The following is a 22,381-nucleotide window of genomic DNA, read 5'->3' as shown; positions in this document are numbered from 1 at the left end:
ACACTAACCACCCGCCCCAGCTGCGGCAACGCGGTTCCGCCGCGGCACCCGCCGGTAGGGTTGCGCGGATGAACGCGATACACGAGGACGACGCAACCGACGAGGCGCCGGGCTGGGCGGCGATCGACGCGGCGCTGGAGCGGACCTACGGGGCCGTCGAGCCGTTCGGGCACATCGGCACGCAGGTCCCCTATGCACTCGGCGGCCCCGACCCCCTCGACGGGATCTCGGTGTACGCGCGCGACACACCCGAACCGCACTGGCTCCTCGTCGGCTACGGCATGTCCGAGCTGTACGCAAAGGAGTCCGCCGACGCCGAAGTATCCGGCTACGGCTTCGAGTTCACCATCCGTGTGGTGCGCCGCGACGGCGACGACCCGCCGATGTGGGCCGCGGTCATGCTCCAGCAGCTCGCCCGCTACGTCGTCGCGCAGCGGCCGTTCGCTCCCGGCCACACCATCCACGTCGCATCCGGGACCTTCGGCACCGCCGACACCGAGCTCGCCGCCTTGGCGTTCCTGGTCGACCCTGATCTGGGCGCGATCGCCACGCCGTTCGGCAGCCTGACCTTCCTGCAGATCGCCGGGCTCACCGAGGACGAGTACGCGGCCGCCCAGGGCGGCAACGCACCCGGCGTCCTGAGCCGCATCGCGGCCCGCTCGACTCCGCTGCACCTCGTCGACCCGGCACGCACGACGCTCGGCTGAGCCGCGGGCGGCCCGCTGTCCGCAGGCTCAGGACGGCGCGGCGTAGCGGGCGGCCAGAGCCGCCGCCCGCTCCCGCAGCGAGTCGCGCAGCCACTGCGGGGACAACGCCTCGGCGCCCGGGCCCAGTTGCCACAGCGCCCAGACGGCGTGGCGAGCGTCCTGGAAGGTCGCCTCCAGGCGCAGCAGGCCGTCCTCGTCGGCCTCCTCGCCGAACACGGCCAGCGCGGTGCCCGCCAACTCCTTGCGCCGCGCCGGGTCCAGGCGCAGCAGCACGGCGACTTGGTCGCCCCCGGTGCGGAACTGCGTGCTGCGGTCCTGCCACGCCCGCGCCAGGTCGACGCGGTCCGCGCGCTCCGCCGACTCCGCCGTCTCCTGGGCGGCCGCGATGCGCGAGAGCCGGTATGTCCGGTCCTCGCCCTCGCGCGCGGCGAGCAGGTAGCCCTGCCCGCGCACGGTCACCAGGCCGACCGGGTCCACGGTCCGCCACTTCGGCTTCTGGTCCACGGCCGCGTACCGGATCCGCAAGCGGTGGCCGGAGAACACCGCGCGCCGGATCTCGGAGACCACCGCGTCGGGCACCTCCTCGGCGGCCTCGCGGCGGGCCAGCAGATCGGTCTCCGGATCGACCAGCAGCCGCCGGGCCGCACCCGCCGCGACCGCCCGCTGCTCCTCCGGGAGCGCGTCGACCACCTTCCGCATGGCCGAGGCCAACGCGGTGCCGAGCCCGAACATCTGCGCACCGCGCCGCGATCCGGCCACCAGCAGGGCCAGCGCCTCGTCGTGGTTGAGCCCGGTCAGCTCCGTCCGGAACCCGGGCAGCAGCGCGAAACCGCCGTTGCGGCCGCGTTCCGCATAGACCGGGACGCCCGCGGCCGACAAGGCCTCGACGTCGCGCAACACGGTCCGGGGCGTGACCTCCAGCTCGCGGGCCAGTGCGGTCGCGGACAGCCGGCCGTGCTGGCGGAGCAGCAGAACCAGCGAGACCAACCGATCGGCACGCACCCGAAAAGCCTATCCAAATACATGACAGAGGGTGTCATCGTTCGGTCGCGAAGCTTGATACATGACCGACGAGAATGCCAAGCGCATCGCGACCATCGGCGTCCACGGCTTCACCCGCGAGGCGTTCCTCGACGCACTCGCCGGCGCCGGCACGGGACTGCTGCTCGACCTCCGCCAGCGCCGTGGCGTCCGCGGTCCCGACTACGCCTGGGCGAACTCGGTACGCCTCCAACAGGCCCTCGCCGAGGCGGGCATCGCCTACCGGCACGTCAAGGCGCTGGCCCCCACCACCGAACTGCGGCAGCTCCAATACCGCGAGGACGACCGCCAAGGCGTCGGCAAACGCAACCGCATAGCCCTGGCCCCCGCATACACCGAGCGCTACACGCGCGAGATCCTCGACCCGTACGACCTCGGCACCCTCGCCGCCGGACTCCCGGACGACACCGCGACCGCCCTGCTCTGCGTCGAGTGCGCGGCGGCCGCCTGCCACCGCTCACTCGTCGCCGACCGTCTGCGCACCGACCACGGCCTCCCGGTCACCCACCTCGACCCTGCGTCCTGGGTGTAGGTGTCGGTGGTGCTTCGGCGCCCCGTTCGACGCCCTGAGACCCGTCAGAGCTTGCCTTCGAGCAGTACGGTGCGGTGGCCGCCGAGGCGGCGCGCGAAGTCCGCGACGAACTCGGGGCGCAGTGCGGGCCAGTTCCAGAACGTGAAGCCGAGATGGCCGAACGCGAAGTAGTCGTCGGCCCAGAGCCACGTGTGTACGGGAGCTGTCCGGCCGCAGGACGGGCAGGCGACGGGCTCATCGTCGCCCTCGGCCCAGGAACCCACCGCGTCCGCGAACCGGGCCCACGTCTCCTCGATGGGCGACCAGTACGCGTCGACGAGGGGCATCTCCGCTGCGCAGTGCGGGCAGGTGACGGCCGAGGGTTCGCCCTGTCCGGCATCGAAGACCGTACGCTCGACGGTGATCTGCAGGCCGTTGCTCCACAGCTTGGCCAGCTCGGGATCCGGGTCCTGCACGGCTTCGCCGTAGCGTGTCCCGGGCGCGTGCCCGGCGTCAGCGCCGAGGACGCAGTCGGTCCGCTCCGCAGCGACGAAGCCGTCTGCGATCAGCCAATCGAGTACGTGCGCCGCGAGTTCCTGCGCCTCCTCCGGTGTGGCCTCGGTGTCGACGAGCGTCTGGAACCAGTCGCCCATGAACTCCCCCTCCGTGCTTGTGCCCGCGTACCGTTCGTGTCGCCACGGACAATTGCCGTGGCCCAGGCGACGGTATCGAAGCGGAGGGACGATCATCTGCTTTCCGACGGGCTCTGCCATGGGCCGGCCGGTGTAGCAGCCGGCGCTGCGGTGTTCCTAGAAAGCCACGGCCCCGGCGTGCTCCACCTCGACGAGGAACACCACCCGGTCCGCACGCAGCGGATAAGGCGCCCCGGTGTACTTGTGCGCGATGCGGTCGATGATCGCCCAACCCTCATCTCCGTCCACCAGCGCGGTCACCCGGCCGCGCACGTGGGCCATCCGCGTGGGGTCCTGCGCATCGAGCACCGAGAGGGAGACGCGCGCGTCCTTGGCGATGTTGCGCGCCTTCCGCGAACCAGGCCCGGTGAGGAACACGATGCGGTCCCCCTCCAGGTCCACCCACAGCGGCACACTGTGCGGCGAGCCGTCCGGCAACAGCGTCGCCAGGTGGGCGTAGTTCGGCCCGGCGAACAACGCGCGGGCGGCCTCGGAAAACGTCGTGGACATGGGCGATCCCCTCGTCGGACGGGCTCCCTCGGCCCGCTGTGAATGCAGACTCGCGCGGGCGCGCAAACTCATCGGCGCGGTGCGGATCCGGTGGCCGGATCTTCACGGGATTTGGCAGCGAGGCGGCTCGATCCGGGCCCGTCCGGTCCCGAGGATGGGCGGGGACCGCGGCGATGCCGGCCGCGGAACGCCGCACCGACCTGGGAGCCCCGGATGACGACCCCGCCCACCGCCGACGCCCCGCAGCGCATGCACGCGATCGTCCAGGACCGCGCCGGCGGCCCGGAGGTCCTCACCCTCACCGAGGTCGAACGCCCGGTCCCCGGCCCCGTCGAAGTCCTCGTCAAAGTGCACGCCGCAGCCGTCAACCCGACCGACTGGAAGACCCGGGCACGTGGCCGGTTCGCCATCGGCACCACGCCGCCGTTCACGGTCGGCCACGACGTCTCCGGCGTGGTCGAGGCCGTCGGCCCCGGCGTGACGCGCTTCAAGCCCGGCGACGAGGTGTACGGCATGCCCCGGTTCCCGCAGCCCGCCTCCGCGTACGCCGAGTACCTCACCGCACCGCCGCGCCACCTTGCCCGCAAGCCCGCAGGGCTCGACCACATCCACGCCGCCGCCATCCCGTTGGCCGGACTGACCGCCTGGCAGGCCCTCGTCGACACCGCCGACGTCCGGCCGGGGCAACGGGTGCTCATCCACGCGGCGGCCGGGGGAGTCGGGCACTTGGCCGTCCAGATCGCGAAGAGCCGCGGCGCGTATGTCATCGGGACCGCCGGTGCCGCCAAGCACGACCTGCTCCGCGAACTGGGCGCCGACGAGCTGATCGACTACCGCACCCAGGACTTCGCGGAGGCGGTGCGCGACGTGGACGTGGTCCTGGACGCGATCGGCGGCGAATACACGACACGTTCGTTCGCCACACTGCGCCGCGGCGGCATCCTGGTCTCGCTGCCCTCGTCGGCCACCTACCCGACCGCCGAGGCCGAAGCAGCGGGCGTCCGGGCCGGCTTCATGCTCGTCGAACCCGACCACACCGCGCTGGAGGCCCTGACCGCACTCGTCGAGGCGGGGAAGTTGCGGGTGCTCGTCGACGCGGTCTTCCCGCTCGCCGACGCCGCCAAGGCCCACGAACTCGGCGAAACGGGACGGACCACCGGCAAGATCGTCTTGTCGGTCCTGCCCGGCTGAGCGGCATCCGCCGCCACGGCCAACAAGGCGGTCGACAGTTGCCGCAGGTCCCGGCAAGATGCTCCGCGCGATACGGCACGGCACGGGCCGCCCGGTCGCGAGCGAAAGGGCGCAGCCATGTCCGCGGGCATATCCGAGGTCTCCCCGTCCCCGAGACCGGTGGCGGTGGTCCGGCCGCTGAAGAACTGGGCGCGGGCGGCGTCGGTCAGCGTCGGAGTGGTCGGCACCCTTGCGCTGTTCTCTGCCGTGGTGCAGCTGAAGCGGGCCGGCGAGTTCAGCGGTCTCGGTCAAGAAGACTGGGACGGCCAGAACGTGTTCGCCGACCCCCTGCTGTGGTTCGCCTGGGGCGTCCCGATGATGCTGCTCTTTGCCGCCGCCATCCCGTTCATCGTCTGGTTCCACCGGGCCCGCGCGAACGTGGACGTGATCGCCCCCGGGCCGCGCAACCTGGGCAAGGGCATGGCGATCGGCGGCTGGTTCATCCCGCTGGCCAGCGCAGTGATACCTGCCGTCGTGGCGCACGACACCTGGAAGGGGAGTGTCGGCCCGCAGCCTGCGGATGCCGGAACCTCGCGTGTCCGGCACGTCGTGATCTGGGGCTGGGCGCTGACCTTCGCGGCCGGCTGGTTTCTCTACGGGAGGATGCTCCTGGCGCGTTCGTATGCGGGCGAGGTGGAGTCCGGCGAGGTGACGGCAGCCGAGTACTTCGACGCCGCACAACGCTCCTGCGTCCTCGGCGCCTTCTCGGGCATCTGCCTGACCGTCGCCGCCGTCTTCGCCGTCACGATGGTCCACCGCATCACCACCATGCAGTCCGACCCGCGCTGACCACCGCCCCGAAGTCAGCGGAAGGCGGGGCCAGGGTGCTCCCGTACCCTGGCCCCGCCCGGTTCCGCGATGGCGGAACGTCTTCTGTGCGCCTCAGGCGCTGAGCCGGCGGCGCCGTTCCGCGGCGCGCCGGTCGGCCTCGAGTGCGGCCGGTGAACTCGCCAGGTAGTCCAGCGCCTTCTGCGTGGAGGCCTCGCCCTCCGGGTGGTACGACGGCTTCAGGTAGCGGGGGATCGCGACGATCAGCTCGACGTAGCTCGGCACCCGGCCCTGCGCCGACGCGCGCATCATGTCGCGGAACTTGTACCGGCGGTCAGGGATCGTCGGGTCCTGCCGCATCAGGTAGCTGGCGCCCATCTGCCACAGCCACAGCAGCATCGGGGCGGTGAAGAGCATCCCCTCGATGCGCCGCGGGTAGCGCAGCGGGCCGCCCAGGTGCTGGTACAGGTCGAAGGCGACCGAGCGGTGCTCGACCTCCTCCGCGCCGTGCCAGCGCAGCAGGTCCAGCATCATCGGGTCGGCGCCGATGATGTCCAGTTCCTCGGCGTCCAGTACCCAGGCGCCCAGCAGTGCGGTGAAGTGCTCGATGGCCGCGATCAGCGACAGCCGGAACCGCAGCCACTCGCCCTTGGGCATCGGGATGTACGGCTTGTCGCCCAGGAAGTCGAAGAAGAACCACTCCAGGCGCTGCGTGTAGCCGCGCGTCTCGATGCCCTGCGCGCGCAGGTGGTCCAGGACCGCCGCGTGCGAGTACGAGTGCACCGACTCCTGGCCCATGAACCCCCGGACGTCCTCGCGGAGTTTGTCGTCCGTGATGAGCGGCAGGGCCTCCTTGTAGACCTGCACGAACCACTTCTCGCCGGCCGGCAGCAGCAGGTGCAGGACGTTGATCAGGTGGGTGCTGGGAGCGTCGCCCGGGATCCAGTGGACCGGGGTGTCCTGCCAGTCGAACGCCACGCGGCGCGGGCGGATCGGCGTGTCGGAGACCGACGCGGGGATGACCGCGGTCATTGCGGTGACCTCCTGTTCTGCGGTCGAGGGGAGGGGCGGGGGCCGGTCACTTGGGCAGGTCGACGCGGGCCAGCGCGCGCAGCACGCGCGGCGTGAAGCGCGACGCGGCCCGGGCGGCGCGCGCCTCGGGGGTGACGGGCTGCACGGCGGTGTTGCGGCCGACCGCGCGCAGGATGGCGTCGGCGACCTTCTCCGGCGGGTAACCGCGCCGCTTGTACGCCTTGGTCGTCTTCTCGCGCAGCGACCGCTCCTGGTCGGAGCTCGTGCCCACGAAGCGCGTGGCGCCGGTGATGCCGGTGGCCACGAAGCCCGGGCAGATGGCGGTGACCCCGATGCCGTGCGCGGCGAACTCGGCGCGCAGGCACTCGCTGAGCATCAGCACCGCGGCCTTCGACGTCGAGTACGCGGGCAGCGACTTCGACGGCTGGAACGCGGCCGCCGAGGCGGTGTTGACGATGTGGCCGCCCTGCCCGCGCTCGACCATCATCGCGCCGAACAGCCGGCACCCGTGGATGACGCCCCACAGGTTCACGTCCAGCGTGCGCTTCCACTCCTCGGGCGAGGTGTCCAGGAACGACCCGGCGATGCCGATGCCCGCGTTGTTGACCACGAGGTCGGGCACGCCGTGCGCGGCCCGCACCTTCTCGGCGAGCTGCTCCATCGCCTCGGCGTCCGAGACGTCCACGGTCTCCGGGTACGCCCCCACCGCGCCGAGGACTTCGGCCAGGTCCGCGGTGCGCGCCGCGGAGGCGCCGTCGCGGTCGACCAGCACCAGGCGCGCGCCGGCCTCCGCGAGGGCGAGTGCGGTGGCCCGGCCGATGCCGCTGCCCGCGCCGGTGATGACGGCCAGCTGCCCCGCGAAGCGGCGCCGGTTGTCCTCGTCGCGGCGGGCCTTGCGGCCCTTGGCGGCAGCGGGTGCGGGCACCGCGTCGCGCTCCACGCGGTCCACGAACTCTCCTATCCAGCGGGCCAGCAGATCGGGGCGGGTACGCGGCACCCAGTGCCCGCCGGAGACCTGGCGGCGCGTCAGGTTCGGTGCGAAGCGATGCAGTTCGTCGTACAGCCGCTTCGCGAGGAACTTGTCGCGGTCCGGCACCACCAGCTGGACGGGGATGTCGGTGGTCGCATCGCCGCGCGGATTGGCCATCCGGTGCCGGACGTTGGCGCGGTAGAGCTTGGCGCCGAACGCCGCGTCCTCGGGCAGCGACGGCTCCGGCGCGCCGAGGGTCTTCTCGCCCTTGGCCAGCAGTGCGGGCCAGTGCTTGCCGAGCAGTCCGCGCCAGGCCATCTCGGGGGCGACGGGTACGTGCAGGGCGTAGACGTACCAGGACCGGAACGCCTGCTCGACGTTGCGCGACACGCGCTTGGGCGTGGGCCGGGTCAGGCCTTCCCGGGTGACCAGCGCGAGATGGTCCAGGCTGGGCCCGGAGATCGTGGTGAAGGACGCGATACGGCCCGCAATGCGCGGCGTGGTGACGAACTCCCAGGCCTGTACGGAGCCCCAGTCGTGGCCGACCACGTGCACCTTGCCCTCGGGGGCGACCGCGTCGAGGACGTCCTCGAAGTCGTCCGCGAGGTGGTGCAGCGCGTACGCCGAGGTCGCCTCGGGGCGGCTCGACTCGCCCGCGCCGCGTACGTCGTACGCGACCACCCGGTAGGTGTCGGCGAGGCGTTCGGCGACGTCCGTCCAGATCTCCTTGGTGTCCGGGTAGCCGTGCACGAGGACCACGGTCGGGCCGTCGGCGGCGCCCGCCTCGACCGCGGCGAGGCGTACGCCGTCCGGTGCGGTGACCTCGAACCGGCGGGCCCCGGGCAGGCTGTAGAGGGAGGTCACACCGGCTCCTTCAGGGTGTCGAGGCGGTCCGGGGCGGTGCCGGTGACCGCGGTGCCGTGCAGGCCGCGGTCGGCCCAGCGGTGCACGTGCGGCAGGTCGTCGTCGAGCCAGTACGCGTGCCCGTCCGCCTCGACCACGAGGAGCTCCTCGAACTTGGCGCCCACACCGCGGAATCCGACGTGCGGCTCGACCGCCCACAGGCCCGGCGTGGCCGGGTGGTCGGACATCTTGCGGTGGTTCCACAGCGGCGACCAGCCCTCGCGGTGGCCGCGTACGCCGTCCTTGAGGAGGCCGCGCAGCGCGTTCTGGCCGAAGCCGAAGGCGTGCGGGCGGAAGCGCGCGTCTGGGACTTTGCCGACGCGGTGCGCGATGACCCCGAAGGGGTAGGCGCGGTGCCGGTTCTCGTAGCCCTGACGGGCCATCAGGGCGTCGACGTCCAGGTAGATCTGACGCAGCGTCCGGCCCGCCTGCACGGCCTCGAGGATGAACGCGCGGTGCGTGGCGAGGTCGTCCAGCAGGCGGTCCACGACCCGGTTGGGGCCCAGCGACGTGGTGTAGCCGATGTCCGCGGTGTATCCGTTGTAGACCGGCGCCACGTCGAGGATGAACGGCATGCCCTCGGTCAGCCGGCGGCCGGTGGCGAAGAACTGGTGCGGCACTTTGAAGCCGGTGAAGGCGGTGCGGTCGCCGAACCACGCGAAGGGCAGGTGCAGCCAGTCGCGCACGCCGCGCTCGGTGAGCCAGCGGCGCATCATCGCGGTCGCCTCGCGCTCGGTGGTGCCGGGGTGCAGCCGGGCGGCGACCGCCTCGGCGCAGTCGTACGCAAGGCGTTGGACCGCGCGGAAGCCGTCGATGTCCGCGGCGGTCATGCCGGGGGGCGCGTCCGTGAGCAGGGTCGCCATGCCGACCACCTTCCCTGGGGATCGAGGTGTTACCGGGGGTAACATACCCGCAGGTAGTCCGGGACGGAACCCCCCTTGTCCCGACACGTGCCGCGCGACACGCGGGACACAACCAGTAGGGGTCACATGCGAGACCGGCCACTACATATATGCTCCTGCTCGCAGCTGGTTCGCCTGCTCCGCACTCTGGGAGCAGGCGGCGAAAAGGTGCTGATGTCCCGTCAGGCGGCATTGGTCCTTGAAGAGGGAACCCGGGTGTCCGGCGGTCCGACGCGAGTCGGTGCAGCTGACGCGGCAAGCCGGGACTGCTCTCGCAGCGGTGAGCGGGAACGACCGCCGTCACCAAAGCACTCCGGCCTTCGGGCCGGGGGAAGCGACGGCCACTAGGAACTCCGCGGCCCGGTGCGCCCACGGCGTGCCGGTGTCCGGCATGCCCGCAAGTCCGAAGACCTGCCAGTTGCCCGCGCGTGCTTCCTGTCGGCCCGCGCGGTGTGGTCACCGCACATTCGAGCTCGCGAGGAGAGAGCCCCGTGACCGTCATGGACAGCGCGATTTCGCGCGCCCAGACTCGCCCGGTTTCCGATGAATCGTCCGCAATTGCCGAGGCGCTCACCGGAATCCCGGTCACCCCCGCGAGCCCCCTGCCCAGCCGCGAAGCGGTCCTCGCCGGCATCGCCGCACTCGCCGGCGACCTGCCCGACGTGGTGCCCGCCCGGGTCGCCGCCCGCGCCCTGGCCGGCCTCTACGACGGCGCCACCACCGCCGAACTCGACGCCCTCGTCGTCCGCACCGCGGCCGAACTCATCGCCGAGGAACCCGAGTACTCCCGCCTCGCCGCCCGCCTGCTGGCCCGCACCATCGACGCCGAGGTCCGCCGCCAGGGCATCGAGTCCTTCAGCACCGGCATCGCGCTCGGCCACGCCGAAGGCCTCATCGGCGACGAGACCGCCGCCTTCGTGGCCGCGCACGCCGCCGGACTCGACGCCGCGATCGACACCGAAGCCGACCGCCGCTTCGAGTACTTCGGCCTGCGCACCGTCTACGACCGCTACCTGCTGCGGCACCCGGTGAACCGCGACGTCGTCGAGACCCCGCAGCACTTCCTCCTGCGCGTCGCCTGCGGCCTGTCCAAGACCGCCGAGGAGGCCATCGGCTTCTACCGGCTGCTCTCCTCGCTCGCGTACCTGCCCAGCTCGCCGACGCTGTTCAACTCCGGCACCCGGCACACCCAGATGTCCTCCTGCTACCTGCTCGACTCGCCGCAGGACAACATCGAGTCCATCTACGAGATGTACGGCCGCATCGCCCGCCTCTCGAAGTTCGCCGGCGGCATCGGCGTCGCCTGGTCCCGGGTCCGCTCGCGCGGCGCCCTCATCCGCGGCACCAACGGCCACTCCAACGGCATCGTCCCGTGGCTCAACACCCTCGACGCGTCCGTCCAGGCGGTCAACCAGGGCGGCAAGCGCAAGGGCGCCGCGTGCGTCTACCTGGAGCCGTGGCACCCGGACATCCTGGAATTCCTCGAACTGCGCGACAACACCGGCGAGGAAGCCCGCCGCACCCACAACCTCAACCTGGCGAACTGGATCCCCGACCTGTTCATGCGCCGCGTCGAGGCCGACGGCGTGTGGTCCTTCTTCGACCCGAACGACTTCCCCGAGCTGCCCGACCTGTGGGGCGAGAAGTTCGACGCCGTCTACGAACAGGCCGAACGCGACGGCCGCTTCGTCCGCCAGATGCCGGCCCGCGAGCTCTACGCCCGCATGATGCGCACCCTCGCGCAGACCGGCAACGGCTGGATGACCTTCAAGGACGCCAGCAACCGCACCTGCAACCAGGCCGCCGACCCCGCCAACGTCGTGCACCTGTCCAACCTGTGCACCGAGATCCTCGAGGTCACCAGCGACGGCGAGACCGCGGTGTGCAACCTCGGCTCCGTCCAGCTCGGCGCGCACGTCGCCGACGGCGGCATCGACTGGGAGAAGCTGCGCACCACCGTGCGCACCGCGGTCACCTTCCTCGACCGCGTCATCGACATCAACTACTACCCGACCGAGCAGGCCGCCGCGTCCAACCCGCGCTGGCGCCCCGTCGGCCTCGGCGTCATGGGCCTCCAGGACGTGTTCTTCTCGCTCGGCCTGCCCTTCGACTCCGCCGAAGCCCGCGAACTGTCCACGCGCATCGCCGAGGAGATCTACCTCACCGCGCTGGAGACCAGCTGCGATATGGCCGCCGAGGCCGGCCCGCACCCCGCCTACCAGGAGACCCACGCCGCCCGCGGCCGCCTCCAGCCCGACCTCTGGGACGGCGTCACGCCTACCCAGACCAAGCGCTGGGACGCCCTGCGCGACAAGGTCGCCGCACACGGCCTGCGCAACTCGCTGCTCATCGCGGTCGCCCCCACCGCGACCATCGCCTCCATCGCGGGCGCCTACGAGTGCATCGAGCCGCAGGTCTCCAACCTCTTCAAGCGCGAGACGCTCTCCGGCGAGTTCCTGCAGATCAACACCTACCTGGTGCGCGAGCTCAAGGCCCGCGGCCTGTGGACCGCCGAGGTCCGCGACCGCATCAAGCGCGCCGAGGGCTCCGTGCAGGACATCACCGAACTGCCCGCCGACGTACGCCTGCTCTACCGCACCGCGTGGGAGCTGCCGCAGCGCGCGCTCATCGACCTGGCCGCCGCGCGCTCGCCGTACATCGACCAGTCGCAGTCGCTCAACCTGTTCATGGCCGACCCGACCATCGGCAAGCTGTCCTCGATGTACCGCTACGCCTGGTCCACCGGCCTGAAGACCACGTACTACCTGCGCTCGCGCCCCGCGACCCGCATCCAGCAGGCCACCGTCGCCGCCGCCCCCGCGGCCGTCGCCGACGAAGACGCCATCGCCTGCTCCCTGGAGAACCCCGAATCCTGCGAGGCGTGCCAGTGACCACCGCCCCCGTCGTCCCGGCCCAGAGCAACGGCACCGCCCCGGCGCCGCGGCTGCTGGACCCGGGCATGAACCTCACGCTGCGCCCGATGCGCTACCCGGACTTCTACGAGAAGTACCGGGCGGCCATCCGCAACACGTGGACCGTCGAAGAGGTCGACCTGCACTCCGACCTCGCCGACCTGGACAAGCTCGGCCCGGCCGAACGCCACCTGGTCCAGCGGCTGGTCGCGTTCTTCGCGACCGGCGACACCATCGTCGCCAACAACCTGGTGCTCAACCTGTACCGGCACATCAACGCCCCCGAGGCGCGCCTGTACCTGTCGCGCCAGCTGTTCGAGGAAGCCGTCCACGTCCAGTTCTACCTGACGCTCCTGGACACCTACCTGCCCGACCCGGACGAGCGCGCCAAGGCCTTCGCGGCCGTCGAGCACATCCCCTCGATCCGGCGCAAGGCGGAGTTCTGCTTCCGCTGGATCGACTCGGCGATGGGCCTCGAACGGCTGGAGACCCGCGAGGACCGCCGGCAGTTCCTGCTCAACCTGATCTGCTTCGCGGCGTGCATCGAAGGCCTGTTCTTCTACGGCGCCTTCGCGTACGTCTACTTCCTGCGCTCGCGCGGCCTGCTCAACGGACTCGCGTCCGGCACCAACTGGGTCTTCCGCGACGAGTCCGCGCACATGGACTTCGCCTTCCAGGTCGTGGAGACCGTGCGCGCGGAAGAGCCGGACCTGTTCGACGAGGCGCTCGCCGAGGACGTCCGCAAGATGCTCGCCGAGGCCGTCGAAGCCGAGACCGCGTTCGCCGAGGACCTCCTCGGCGGCGGCGTGGCCGGCATGACGGTCGCCGACATGCGCACCTACCTCCAGCACGTCGCGGACCGGCGGCTCACCCAGCTCGGCATGGCGCCGGTCTACGGGGTGGCCAACCCGTTCGCGTTCATGGAGCTGCAGGACGTGCAGGAACTGGCGAACTTCTTCGAACGCCGCGTCTCGGCCTACCAGGTGGCGGTCACCGGGTCCGTGTCGTTCGACGAGGACTTCTAGCCGGTTCTTGATATTGGGACGGGTGCCGCCGGCCGGACGCGGCTCAGGCCGGCGGCACCCGGGTTCATGGCCCCGCTGCGGGGGCTACTCGGCGGACTGCTCCGCGAAGGCGCGGAAGAACTCCGCCTCCGCGAGCACCGTGCCGCGCAACTCGCTGATCAGCACCCGCTCGTTCGGGCCGTGCAGGTTGCACAGGCTGTCCTGGGCCCCGAACAGCAGGATCTCCGCCTGCGGCTGCGCCGCGGCCAGGCTCGCCACCAGCGGGATCGAACCGCCCGCCGCCGCATGCACGGGGTCCTTGCCCCACGCGGCGCGCAGCGCCTGATGCGCGGCCCGGTACGCCGGGCCCTCGGTCGCGGCCGCGAAACCCGCCCCGGGCTCACCCGAGCGGCGGACCGTCAGCGGCACACCATACGGGCGCAGCGCGGACAGGAAGTCGATCAGCAACTGCTCGGCCTCGAAAGCGTCCTGGCGCGGGTGCACCCGCAGGTTCAGCTTGGCCCGCGCATACGGCACCACCGCGGACGCCGCCGTGTCGACCTGCGGCGCATCCAGACCGGTGATGGTGAGCGCGGGACCCGACCACAGGCGCTCGCCCAGCCCGCCCGTGCCCACCAGCGGCAGGCCCTCCTCGACGCCGGCCAGCGTGCGGAACTCCTCGTCGGTCCACCCCGCACCGCCCCACTCGTGGCGCAGCAGACCCGGCACGGCCACATTCCCGTCGTGGTCGTGCAGCCGGGCCAGCCCGGCGACCAGCACCTTGAGCGCGTCCGGCGCAGGGCCGCCGAAGTTGCCGCTGTGCTTGGCCTCGGCGATCGTCCGCACCTCGACGATGACGTCCACGACGCCACGCAGCGCGGTCGTCAACGTGCCCACCCCGGCACGGATGTTGCCCATGTCGCCGACCACCATGGCATCGCACGCGAACTCGTCCGGATGCGCGGCCGGGTAGTCGTCGAACGGGCTGCCGTACTCCTCCTGGCCCTCGAACACGATCCGGATGCCGACCGGCGGGCGGCCGCCGAACGCCCGCAGCGCCCCGATGTGCGCCATGAGGTTGGCCTTGTCGTCGGCGACGCCGCGCCCGTGGATCGCGCCGTCGACCTCGGTCGGCTCGAAGGGCGGCGTCTGCCACAGCGACTCGTCGCCGGGCGGCTGCACGTCGTAGTGCGCGTACAGCAGCACGGTGGGGGCGTCCGGGGTCGGCGGCGGGATGTGGCCGGTGATCACGGGGGCGGTGTCCGGCAGCCGCAGCGCCGCGATGTCCTGCACCCCAGCGTCGCGCAGCAACGCGACCACCGCGTCGTGCGCCTCGGCGACCGGCTCGGCCGGGTAGCCGGGGAAGGCGATCGACGGGATCCGAGTCAACCGCTTCAAGTCGTCGCACAGCCCGTCCATCAGGCCGTCGACCCGGGCTTCGAGACCGTCGTGCATCGCCGTCCACCTCCGCGCCGCGCGTTTTGCGGAACCGGGCAGCCGCAGCCGGGCCCGGCCGTCCGGGCCGGCCCGGGGACACGCACGCCACCGGGCCGGTACCCCTATGCTGTCCGCCCCGGCACCCCGCCCGGGGCCGCGAAAGCCGCGACCCGCCGGGCCCAAAGGCCCGACGCCGCGGACCGGACGGCCCCGATTCGTGCTGCCGCGCCCCGCCTCGGGGACGGCCTCGGGGACGGACGGCGGCCGGGAGTGCGGCCGCTCAGCCGAGCTTTTTGGCGAGGATGTACTCGGTGACCCCCGGCGGGTAGTCGTGCACCTCGCCGACGACCGCGTACCCCTTCTTGCGGTAGAACTCCGGGGCCTGGAAGTCCCAGGTCTCCAGCCGCACATGCGTGCACCCATGCTCGGTCCGGGCGATCTCCTCGGCCCGCGCCAGGAGTTGCCCGCCCAGCCCCGCACCGCGATGCTCCTTGTCGACCCACAGGAGGTCGACGTGCAGCCAGTACGCCCACGTCTTGCCGGCCACCCCGCCGACCACCTCGCCGCCGTCGCCGATCGCGTAGACGTGCACCGGGAATTCGTCGGCGGCCGGCTGCCCCTTCATGCGGGCCAGGACGGGCGAGGCGGCCGTGTTGTCGGCCTCCAGGCGCCGCCCCAGCCAGAGCCTGCGCTCCCGGTCGGGATTCTCATCGAACTGCACCATGACCCGACCCTATGTGCCGCGATCGCCGCACGCGGGGGAGCGGACGTGCGCGTGGCGACCGCGGCGGATGCCCGGGCGGCTCAGCGGGACCGGGCCGAGTCGGCCAAGCCGGCCAGTTCGGCCGGATCGGGCGCCGAAGGAGCCTCCGGCGCGGCCGTCGTGCCCGGGCGGCCCGGCAGGCACAGGCCCGCGACCACGCCGAGCAGCGCAAAGCCCACGGCCGCATACGACGCGGCCACGAAACCGTCGGTGAAAGACTCCACGGTCGCGTACCCGCCCGCGGACGCGAACACCGCGACCGCCACCGCGATACCGAACACGCCCCCCAGCTCCCGCATCATGCCGTTCGCCCCGGCGGCCTTGCCGATCTCGGCATGGCTCACCGCACCCACCACCGACGTCTGCACCGCCGGAATCGCCATCGACACGCCGCACCCGGCGATGACCAGCGCCGGGACCATCGCCCCGTAGCCCATGCCCGGCTCGGCGATCAGCGCGATCCACGCCATCCCGATCGCCTGCAGCGCCATCCCGCACACCATCAGCGGCCGCTCGCCGATCTTGTCCACCAGCACCCCGGCCACCGGCGCGCAGAAGAACAACGTCGCGGTCCACGGCATCAGCCGCAGGCCCGCACCCAGCGGGCCGTACCCGAGCACGGTCTGCAGGAACTGCGCCAGGAAGAACACCGCCACGAACAACGACGCCAGCGTGAAGAACACCGCGGCATTGCCCGCCGAGAACGCCCGCGACCGGAAGAACCGCATCGGCAGCATCGGCTCCGGCGTGCGCATCTCCCACCACGCGAAGCCCGCCAGCGCGGCGGCACCGGCCAGCGCCGCACCCACGACCTCCGCGCTGCCCCAGCCGGCCGCGTTGCCGCGTACCAGCGCCCACACGACCCCGAACGCGCCCGCGGTCACCAGCCCCACGCCGGGCAGGTCGAGAGCCCGGTCGGGACCGTGGCTCTCCGGCAGCTTCCGCAGCACGAACGGCAGGGCCGCCAGCCCGATCGGCACATTGACCCAGAAGATCCACTGCCAGGCCAGGCCCTCGGCCACCGCACCGCCGACCAGCGGGCCCAGCGCCACCCCGAGCCCGGTCACGCCCTCCAGAAGGCCGATCGCCACGCCGCGGCGCTCGGCCGGGAACGCGGCACTGACCAGCGCGAGCGCCAGCGTCATGATCAGCGCGGCACCCAGGCCCTGCACAGCTCGCGCGGCGATCAGCGCCGCGACGTTCCCGGACAGCGCGCACGCCGCCGACGCCGCCGTGAAGATCCCCAGGCCGACGGCGAACATCCTGCGGCGCCCGAACCGGTCGCCGAGCGCCGCGGCCGGCATCAGCAGCACCGCGAAACTCAGGTTGTAGGCGTTCACCGTCCACTCCAACTCCTCGGCGGACGAGCCGAGGTCGAGGCGGATCGTGTGCAGCGCCGTCGACACCACCAAGGTGTCCAGCGCCGCCATCAGCGACGCCACCGAACCCAGGACGAGCGCCCAGCGGCGCGTCCTCGGGTCGGCTCCTGCCGCGCCCGCATCAGGGCCGCGGGCGGTATTCGGGTACGGGCCGTCCGGGATCTCCGGCGGCCGGATCTTGTCGTGCATCGTCGCCTCCTGGGACGCATCGGTTCCTCGCCAATACCGATCCGCCCCGGTCCGGAAAGTCATCGCACGCCGCCGCATCCGGAATCCGCGGCCGGACGAGCGATGAGTTTCGGACCCCTGCGGGATCTGTACTAGGAGAGGCCGTACGCCAGGCGCCCTGGCGGCGGCACGGCACACAGCGCACGAGACGAGAGGAGCGGCCATGACGCAGCCGCGGCAGGACGAGGACTTCGTCCGCGACACCGGACCGGTCCAGGCCGAGCTGCTCGCCTACTGCTACCGCATGCTCGGATCCGTGCACGACGCAGAAGACCTCGTGCAGGAGACGCTCATGCGCGCCTGGCAGGGGTACGGCGCCTTCGAAGGCCGCGCCTCGATGCGGACCTGGCTCTACCGGATCGCCACCAACGTGTGCCTGCGCGCCCTGGAGCGCCGCGAACGCCGCGACCTGCCCATCGGCCTCGGCGGGCCCGACCCCGACCCGACCCGCGCCCTCGACCCCGAACTGCCCGGGCATGCCTGGCTCCAGCCGATCCCCGACGCCCTCCTCGGGCAGCCGCCCGCAGGCCCCGCCGACCTCGCCGGCGACCCGGCCGCGGTCGCCACCGCCCGCGAGTCGATGCGCCTCGCCCTCACCGCCGCGTTCCAGTTCCTGCCGCCCCGGCAGCGCGCGGTCCTCATCCTGCGCGACGTCCTGGCCTGGCGCGCCGCCGAGGTCGCGGCACTCCTCGACACCAGCGAAGCCGCGGTCAACAGCACACTGCAGCGCGCCCGGGCCCGCCTCGCCGAGGCTTCACCGGTCGCCGAGCAGGTCGTCCGGCCCGCCGAAGCCGACCAGCGCGCCCTGCTCGACCGCTACACGCGCGCCTTCGAGACCGCCGACATCGACGCCCTGATGGGCCTGCTCACCGAGGACGCCGTCTGGCAGATGCCGCCGGTCCCGAACTGGTTCCGCGGCCGCGCGGAGATCGGCCGCCTGGTGCTGCGGCACTGCCCCGGATTCCGGCGCGGCTGGCGCTTCGTGCCGCTGCGCGCCAACGGGCAGCCCGCCTTCGGCGTCTACATGGCCGACGCGGACGGCGTCCTGCAGGCGCACGCGATCCACGTCCTCGACCTCGTCGACGGCCCGCACGGACCGGCCGTCGCGCAGGTCGTCGCCTTCCACGACCCGGACCTGTTCCCGACGTTCGGCCTGCCGGTCGTGCCCGGCAAGGTCCTCGTGCCGTGACCGCGCCGCCGCTGCTCGGCCAGGCCGTGCGCTACGCGGTCACCGCCGTGCACGGCGTCCGGCCCGAGCTCCTGTCCCGTCCGACGCCGTGCCGCGAATGGGACCTGTGGACGCTGCTCGTGCACGCGGGGGAGTCGCTGGAGGCCCTCACCGAGGGCGTCGCCACCGGCTTCGTGGCCTGCCCCGAGACGGCAGCCGCCCCGGACCGGTCCGGCGACTCCTGCGGCTGCGCGTGCGGCTGCGACCCGGCCGACGACCCGTTCGCAGACCCGTTCGCAGACCCGTTCGCCGACCCGTTTACCGACCCCGCGGCGGCCTTCCGGCACCGCGCCGTGGGGCTGCTGGGCGCCTGGGCCGCAGCCCCGCGCGTGGTCGCGATCGGCGACCAACTGCTGCCGACCGACCTCATGGCCGCCGCCGCGGCCCTGGAAGTCTCCGTGCACGGTTGGGACATCGCCCGCGCATGCGGCCGCGACCTGCCCATCCCGGCCCCGGTCGCCGGTGAACTCCTCGCGGTGGGCGGCCTGCTGGTGCCCGAGGCCGACCGCCACCCGTGGTTCGCACGGCGCGCCGCGGTCGCCGCGGGCGCCTGCCCGAGCGACCGGCTCGTCGCGTACCTGGGCCGCAACCCGCGCTGAGTGCGCTGCGGAGCGCCTCCGCCACGGGCCGCGGACCGTGCGCGGTCAGGCGTCCGCGGAGACCTTCTCCAGCACGAACACCGGGATGTCCCGGTCCGTCTTCTGCTGGTACGCGGCGTAGTCCGGGTACGCGGCGACCGCGCGCTCCCACCACACCTGCTTCTCGTCACCGGAGATCTCGCGCGCCATCATGTCCTGGCGCACCTCGCCGTCCTGCAGCTCCACCAGCGGGTTCGCGGTGATGTTGTAGTACCAGACCGGGTTGTTCGGGGCGCCGCCCAGCGAGGCCACCGCCGCGTACGCACCATCGTGCTCCACCCGCATCACCGGAGACTTGCGCAGCTTCCCGCTCTTGGCACCGAGCGTGGTCAGCACCACGACAGGCATGCCGCGGATCGTGGTGCCCTTCTTGCCCCCGGAGCTCTCGTACAGCTCCACCTGGTCCCGCACCCACTTCGTCGGGCTCGGCTCGTAGGCACCCTCAAGCGGCATGGCTCCCCATCCGATCACGGTCGTCCCGGTGTTCCTGCGGTCCAGGAATGTCTAGCATCCGGACCGCGGGACGACACGCATACGCGCCGCGTCACGCCACGCCGCGTCACAGCATGGTGAGGACCACGCACGCACCCGCAGCCAGCCACGCCCAGCGCAGCAGCTTCAGCGTCGGCCGCGCATGCGCGAGGCCGGCGAACAGGAAGAAGCCGCACACCCACACCACCGCGGCCACCCCCGCACCGCCCAGGCCGATGAGCAGCAGCAACGCCAGATAGCCGAGCCCGACGACCACGAGCGCAGGCCCGAGCATCGCCACGTACTCCATGACCGTGGGCTCGCGGCGCACGTACTGATAGCGATGAGTCGGTCGCCTCACGACGAGTCCTTTCGACGGTGTCCGTGAGACAAGGCAGCGGTCCCACCCCTGAAGCGCTGCCCCCGACCGGGCCGCGCAGTCCTGCACGCGACCGGTCGGCGCTCGGCCTTGCCGGGCCGGAATGGGCCGAAAACCACTCGGTCGGCCGAGCGGACCGCTCATATGGTGAACAGGTGGCAGACATCCTGAAGACCGAGCGCCTCACCCTGGAGCCCGCGGCCCGCGCCGACCTCGACATCCTGCACGCGCACTGGACCGACGCCGAGGTCCGCGCCTTCCTCTTCGACGGCGAGACGGTGACCCTCGAGTACACCGCCGGAGCCATCGAGCGCAGCCTGCGCGAATCCGCCGCCGAGGCCGGACTGTGGATCGTCCGCGTGCACGGCAGCGATGACCTGGCCGGCGCCGTCGGCCTGCGCCCGCTCGACGCCGCCGGCACCGAGATCTACTACAGCCTGGCCGCGTCCGGCCGGGGCCGCGGCTACGCCACCGAGGCCGCCCGGGCAGTCGTCGAGCACGCCCTCACCGTCCTCGCGCTCCCCGCGGTCCTCGCCGAGGTGGACGAGGGCAACAAGGCCTCAGTCGCCGTCGTCGCCCGCCTCGGCATGACCGCCTACGCGACCGAGCCGGGGCTTCTCGGCCAGATGATCCGCTACCGCCGTACGCGCTGAACCGCGCAACGGCGGCGGCTCGGGGTGCGGTGCCCGCGAGCCGGAGCCTGCGGGCTCCGGTGGCGGCACCCGCGCCGCAGGGTGACATTGGGGAGGGTCTGCGTTCGCAGCAGGCCCGCAGCACCCTCATAACCCCGTCCCCTCGCTGGAGGCAGAGCGGCATGGCCGAGGTCAACGAGCCGTACACGCAAGGCACCCCCTGCTGGACCGACCTGATGGCGTCCGACCAACAGGCCGCCATCGACTACTACTCCGACCTGTTCGGCTGGAACGGCGAAGTAGGGCCCGCGGAATTCGGCGGGTACGCGATCTGCGAACTGCGCGGCAAGCCGGTCGCCGGCATCGGCCCTGCCATGGCGATGGACGGCGGACCGCCCCCGCCCACGGTCTGGACGACGTACCTCTCGGTCGACGACATCGAAGAGACCGCCGCCAAGGTCACCGCCAACGGCGGCACCCTCCTCTTCCCCCCGATGCAGGTCGGCGACCAAGGCCACATGCTGGTCTGCGTCGACCCGTCCGGCGCTGTGGTCGGAGCCTGGCAGCGCATCGACTTCTTCGGCGCGCAGCGGGTCAACGAGCCCGGCGCGCTGATCTGGAACGAGCTCAACACCCGCGACCTGGACAAGGCGCTGCCGTTCTACGAGGCGGTCTTCGGCGTCACCTTCGAGGCCACGCCCGAGATGGCCGACTACCACGGCATGTTGGCCGCCGGCCGGGTCGTCGGCGGCGCACAGCCGATGAACCCCGACATCCCCGCCGACACGCCCTCGCACTGGCTGACGTACTTCGCGGTCGACGACGTCGACAGCACGGTCGCCGCCGCGGTGCGCGCCCGCAGCACCCTGCTGATGCCGGCCTTCGACATGTCGGCCGGACGCATGGCCGTGCTGCAGGACCCGCAGGGCGGCGTGTTCGCCGTGCTCAAGTCGAGCATGTGACCCCGAGACGGCCGGGCGGGGCGGACCTGCATAGGGTGGCAGCATGATCGCCGCCAGTCCGCCCCGCCTCGTCATCTTCGACTGCGACGGAGTCCTCGTGGACTCCGAGCGGATCGCGGTACGCGTGCAGGTCGAAGTCCTCGCCGCGATGGGCTGGCCCATGGACGAGGCCGAGGTGATCCACCGCTTCATCGGACGCTCCGCACAGGCGATCCGGGCAAGCGTCGACGAGCACCTCGGCACCGGCGCGGGCGCCCAGTGGGACGAGGTGTTCCACCGCCGGCACCGCGAAGAAGTCGACGCCGGACTGCCCTTGGTCGACGGCATCGGCGAAGCCCTTGACGCCATCCTCCCCGCCGTCGCCACCTGCGTCGCATCCGGCGGCGACCACGCGAAGATGCGCCACACGCTCGGCGTCACCGGCCTCTACCCGCGCTTCGAAGGCCGCATCTTCAGCTCCACCGAAGTCGCCCTCGGCAAGCCGGCGCCCGACGTCTTCCTGTACGCCGCGGAACGCATGGGCGTCGCCCCGACCGAATGCGTCGTCGTCGAGGACAGCCACTACGGCGTCCTGGCGGCCCGCGCGGCCGGCATGCGGTCATACGCGTACGCGGGCGGCCTCACCGCCGCGGACCGGCTCACCGGCGACGGGACCGTCGTCTTCGACGACATGCGCAAGCTGCCTTCGCTGCTCGGCCTGGGATGACCCCCTGAGCGGGTCGGATCCGACCCGCCATTCCCACCCCGCCCGGCTCCGCGGACCGCCGCCGCGCATTGCCGCGAACGAGTGGTATCCGCCGTGCCCTTGTGCGTGGCGGTCGGTCCGCCCGGGCGCAGCGCGTTCGATGGACCCGTGCACCTTCTCCGCGTCCCGCGCCCCGCAGCGGGCCTGCTTGTGGGCGCCTGCCTCTGCGTCGGCGCCGCACCCAGCCCGCAGCCGCAAGCCGCTCCTCCGCGCCCGGCCGCCGGCTCCGCCGCGGCGGCCCCGGCGACGTCGCCCGCGCTGCCGTTCCCACCGCGGCCCGCCCCCGCGCAGGCTCCTGCACCGGGCGCCACGGCGCTCCGGCCGCGGGCCACGGTGC

General features: G+C 72.3%; 22 protein-coding genes and 1 riboswitch. Of the genes, 11 read left to right on the top strand and 11 right to left on the bottom strand.

Features of this window, described 5'->3' with window-relative positions:
* Positions 1–68 precede the first annotated feature (68 nt).
* Positions 69–707 carry a suppressor of fused domain protein gene (locus LZ495_RS07745; protein ID WP_235051256.1) on the top strand — a complete coding sequence of 213 codons (639 nt, stop codon included), beginning with the start codon at positions 69–71 and terminating at the stop codon, positions 705–707.
* A gap of 27 nt (positions 708–734) precedes the next feature.
* Here LZ495_RS07745 and LZ495_RS07740 read toward each other — a convergent pair whose 3' ends face one another.
* Complete coding sequence (locus tag LZ495_RS07740) at positions 735–1,709, bottom strand: helix-turn-helix transcriptional regulator (protein WP_235051255.1); 975 nt, start codon at positions 1,707–1,709, stop codon at positions 735–737.
* Between the two features lie 61 nt (positions 1,710–1,770).
* Between LZ495_RS07740 and LZ495_RS07735 the strand changes: the two genes are divergently transcribed.
* Positions 1,771–2,280 (top strand): DUF488 domain-containing protein, encoded by a 510-nt coding sequence (locus LZ495_RS07735; protein WP_235051254.1) that lies wholly within the window; start codon positions 1,771–1,773, stop codon positions 2,278–2,280.
* 44 nt (positions 2,281–2,324) lie between these two features.
* Here LZ495_RS07735 and LZ495_RS07730 read toward each other — a convergent pair whose 3' ends face one another.
* Entirely contained in the window at positions 2,325–2,912 is a 588-nt protein-coding gene (locus LZ495_RS07730; protein WP_235051253.1) for a hypothetical protein, read from the bottom strand.
* 156 nt (positions 2,913–3,068) lie between these two features.
* On the bottom strand, positions 3,069–3,461 hold the full coding sequence (locus tag LZ495_RS07725) for a PPOX class F420-dependent oxidoreductase (RefSeq protein ID WP_235051252.1): 393 nt from the start codon (positions 3,459–3,461) through the stop codon (positions 3,069–3,071).
* Positions 3,462–3,674: 213 nt separating this feature from the next.
* Between LZ495_RS07725 and LZ495_RS07720 the strand changes: the two genes are divergently transcribed.
* The gene (locus tag LZ495_RS07720) at positions 3,675–4,652 is read left to right on the top strand and encodes an NADP-dependent oxidoreductase (RefSeq protein ID WP_235051251.1); all 978 of its coding nucleotides are present in this window, start codon (positions 3,675–3,677) and stop codon (positions 4,650–4,652) included.
* 117 nt (positions 4,653–4,769) lie between these two features.
* Complete coding sequence (locus LZ495_RS07715; RefSeq protein ID WP_235051250.1) at positions 4,770–5,480, top strand: DUF4328 domain-containing protein; 711 nt, start codon at positions 4,770–4,772, stop codon at positions 5,478–5,480.
* Positions 5,481–5,573: 93 nt separating this feature from the next.
* Here LZ495_RS07715 and LZ495_RS07710 read toward each other — a convergent pair whose 3' ends face one another.
* The 3 genes from LZ495_RS07710 to LZ495_RS07700 are packed head-to-tail and all read right to left on the bottom strand — an operon-like array spanning position 5,574 to position 9,227.
* Positions 5,574–6,491 carry a metal-dependent hydrolase gene (locus LZ495_RS07710; protein ID WP_235051249.1) on the bottom strand — a complete coding sequence of 306 codons (918 nt, stop codon included), beginning with the start codon at positions 6,489–6,491 and terminating at the stop codon, positions 5,574–5,576.
* A 46-nt stretch (positions 6,492–6,537) separates the two neighbouring features.
* Positions 6,538–8,325 carry an SDR family oxidoreductase gene (locus LZ495_RS07705; protein ID WP_235051248.1) on the bottom strand — a complete coding sequence of 596 codons (1,788 nt, stop codon included), beginning with the start codon at positions 8,323–8,325 and terminating at the stop codon, positions 6,538–6,540.
* Positions 8,322–9,227, bottom strand: a complete 906-nt coding sequence (locus LZ495_RS07700) for a M24 family metallopeptidase (RefSeq protein ID WP_235051247.1) — start codon at positions 9,225–9,227, stop codon at positions 8,322–8,324. Before LZ495_RS07700 ends, LZ495_RS07705 begins: the two co-directional genes overlap by 4 nt.
* Positions 9,228–9,428: 201 nt before the next feature.
* Positions 9,429–9,699, top strand: a riboswitch (cobalamin riboswitch).
* A 67-nt stretch (positions 9,700–9,766) separates the two neighbouring features.
* Here LZ495_RS07700 and LZ495_RS07695 point away from each other — a divergent pair.
* The gene (locus LZ495_RS07695) at positions 9,767–12,157 is read left to right on the top strand and encodes a ribonucleoside-diphosphate reductase subunit alpha (protein ID WP_235051506.1); all 2,391 of its coding nucleotides are present in this window, start codon (positions 9,767–9,769) and stop codon (positions 12,155–12,157) included.
* 68 nt (positions 12,158–12,225) lie between these two features.
* Positions 12,226–13,203: a ribonucleotide-diphosphate reductase subunit beta gene (locus tag LZ495_RS07690; RefSeq protein WP_235051505.1), complete on the top strand. Its 978-nt coding sequence runs from the start codon at positions 12,226–12,228 to the stop codon at positions 13,201–13,203.
* A gap of 84 nt (positions 13,204–13,287) precedes the next feature.
* Here the strand turns inward: LZ495_RS07690 and LZ495_RS07685 are convergent, their stop codons facing one another.
* From LZ495_RS07685 to LZ495_RS07675, 3 genes are all read right to left on the bottom strand, one after another.
* Positions 13,288–14,637, bottom strand: a complete 1,350-nt coding sequence (locus LZ495_RS07685; RefSeq protein WP_235051246.1) for a M20/M25/M40 family metallo-hydrolase — start codon at positions 14,635–14,637, stop codon at positions 13,288–13,290.
* A gap of 262 nt (positions 14,638–14,899) precedes the next feature.
* Positions 14,900–15,343, bottom strand: coding sequence for a GNAT family N-acetyltransferase (locus LZ495_RS07680; protein ID WP_235051245.1), 444 nt, complete (start codon positions 15,341–15,343; stop codon positions 14,900–14,902).
* 80 nt (positions 15,344–15,423) lie between these two features.
* Positions 15,424–16,950 (bottom strand): MFS transporter, encoded by a 1,527-nt coding sequence (locus LZ495_RS07675; protein ID WP_235051244.1) that lies wholly within the window; start codon positions 16,948–16,950, stop codon positions 15,424–15,426.
* 124 nt (positions 16,951–17,074) lie between these two features.
* On the opposite strand from LZ495_RS07675, the gene LZ495_RS07670 reads away from it, so the two are divergent.
* Positions 17,075–18,178, top strand: a complete 1,104-nt coding sequence (locus LZ495_RS07670) for a sigma-70 family RNA polymerase sigma factor (RefSeq protein WP_308267811.1) — start codon at positions 17,075–17,077, stop codon at positions 18,176–18,178.
* The gene (locus LZ495_RS07665; RefSeq protein ID WP_235051242.1) at positions 18,175–18,816 is read left to right on the top strand and encodes a maleylpyruvate isomerase N-terminal domain-containing protein; all 642 of its coding nucleotides are present in this window, start codon (positions 18,175–18,177) and stop codon (positions 18,814–18,816) included. The genes LZ495_RS07670 and LZ495_RS07665 overlap by 4 nt, the downstream gene beginning before the upstream one ends.
* A 45-nt stretch (positions 18,817–18,861) precedes the next feature.
* On the opposite strand, the gene LZ495_RS07660 is transcribed toward LZ495_RS07665, so the two are convergent.
* Complete coding sequence (locus tag LZ495_RS07660; RefSeq protein ID WP_235051241.1) at positions 18,862–19,308, bottom strand: nitroreductase family deazaflavin-dependent oxidoreductase; 447 nt, start codon at positions 19,306–19,308, stop codon at positions 18,862–18,864.
* A 106-nt stretch (positions 19,309–19,414) separates the two neighbouring features.
* Positions 19,415–19,687 carry a hypothetical protein gene (locus LZ495_RS07655; RefSeq protein ID WP_235051240.1) on the bottom strand — a complete coding sequence of 91 codons (273 nt, stop codon included), beginning with the start codon at positions 19,685–19,687 and terminating at the stop codon, positions 19,415–19,417.
* Between the two features lie 173 nt (positions 19,688–19,860).
* Here LZ495_RS07655 and LZ495_RS07650 point away from each other — a divergent pair, with 173 nt between their 5' ends.
* The 3 genes from LZ495_RS07650 (at position 19,861) to LZ495_RS07640 (ending at position 22,005) form a co-directional block, all read left to right on the top strand.
* Positions 19,861–20,358, top strand: a complete 498-nt coding sequence (locus tag LZ495_RS07650) for a GNAT family N-acetyltransferase (protein WP_235051239.1) — start codon at positions 19,861–19,863, stop codon at positions 20,356–20,358.
* Positions 20,359–20,519: 161 nt separating this feature from the next.
* A complete protein-coding gene (locus LZ495_RS07645) occupies positions 20,520–21,299 on the top strand; it encodes a VOC family protein (protein WP_235051238.1) in 780 nt (259 codons plus the stop codon).
* A gap of 43 nt (positions 21,300–21,342) precedes the next feature.
* Complete coding sequence (locus LZ495_RS07640) at positions 21,343–22,005, top strand: HAD family hydrolase (protein ID WP_235051237.1); 663 nt, start codon at positions 21,343–21,345, stop codon at positions 22,003–22,005.
* Positions 22,006–22,381: the final 376 nt, after the last annotated feature.

Source organism: Yinghuangia soli (assembly GCF_021502675.1).
GTDB classification, from domain to species: domain Bacteria; phylum Actinomycetota; class Actinomycetes; order Streptomycetales; family Streptomycetaceae; genus Yinghuangia; species Yinghuangia soli.
The sequence above is the reverse complement of the archived record's forward strand: the minus strand, read 5'-3'. Positions and strand labels throughout refer to the sequence as shown.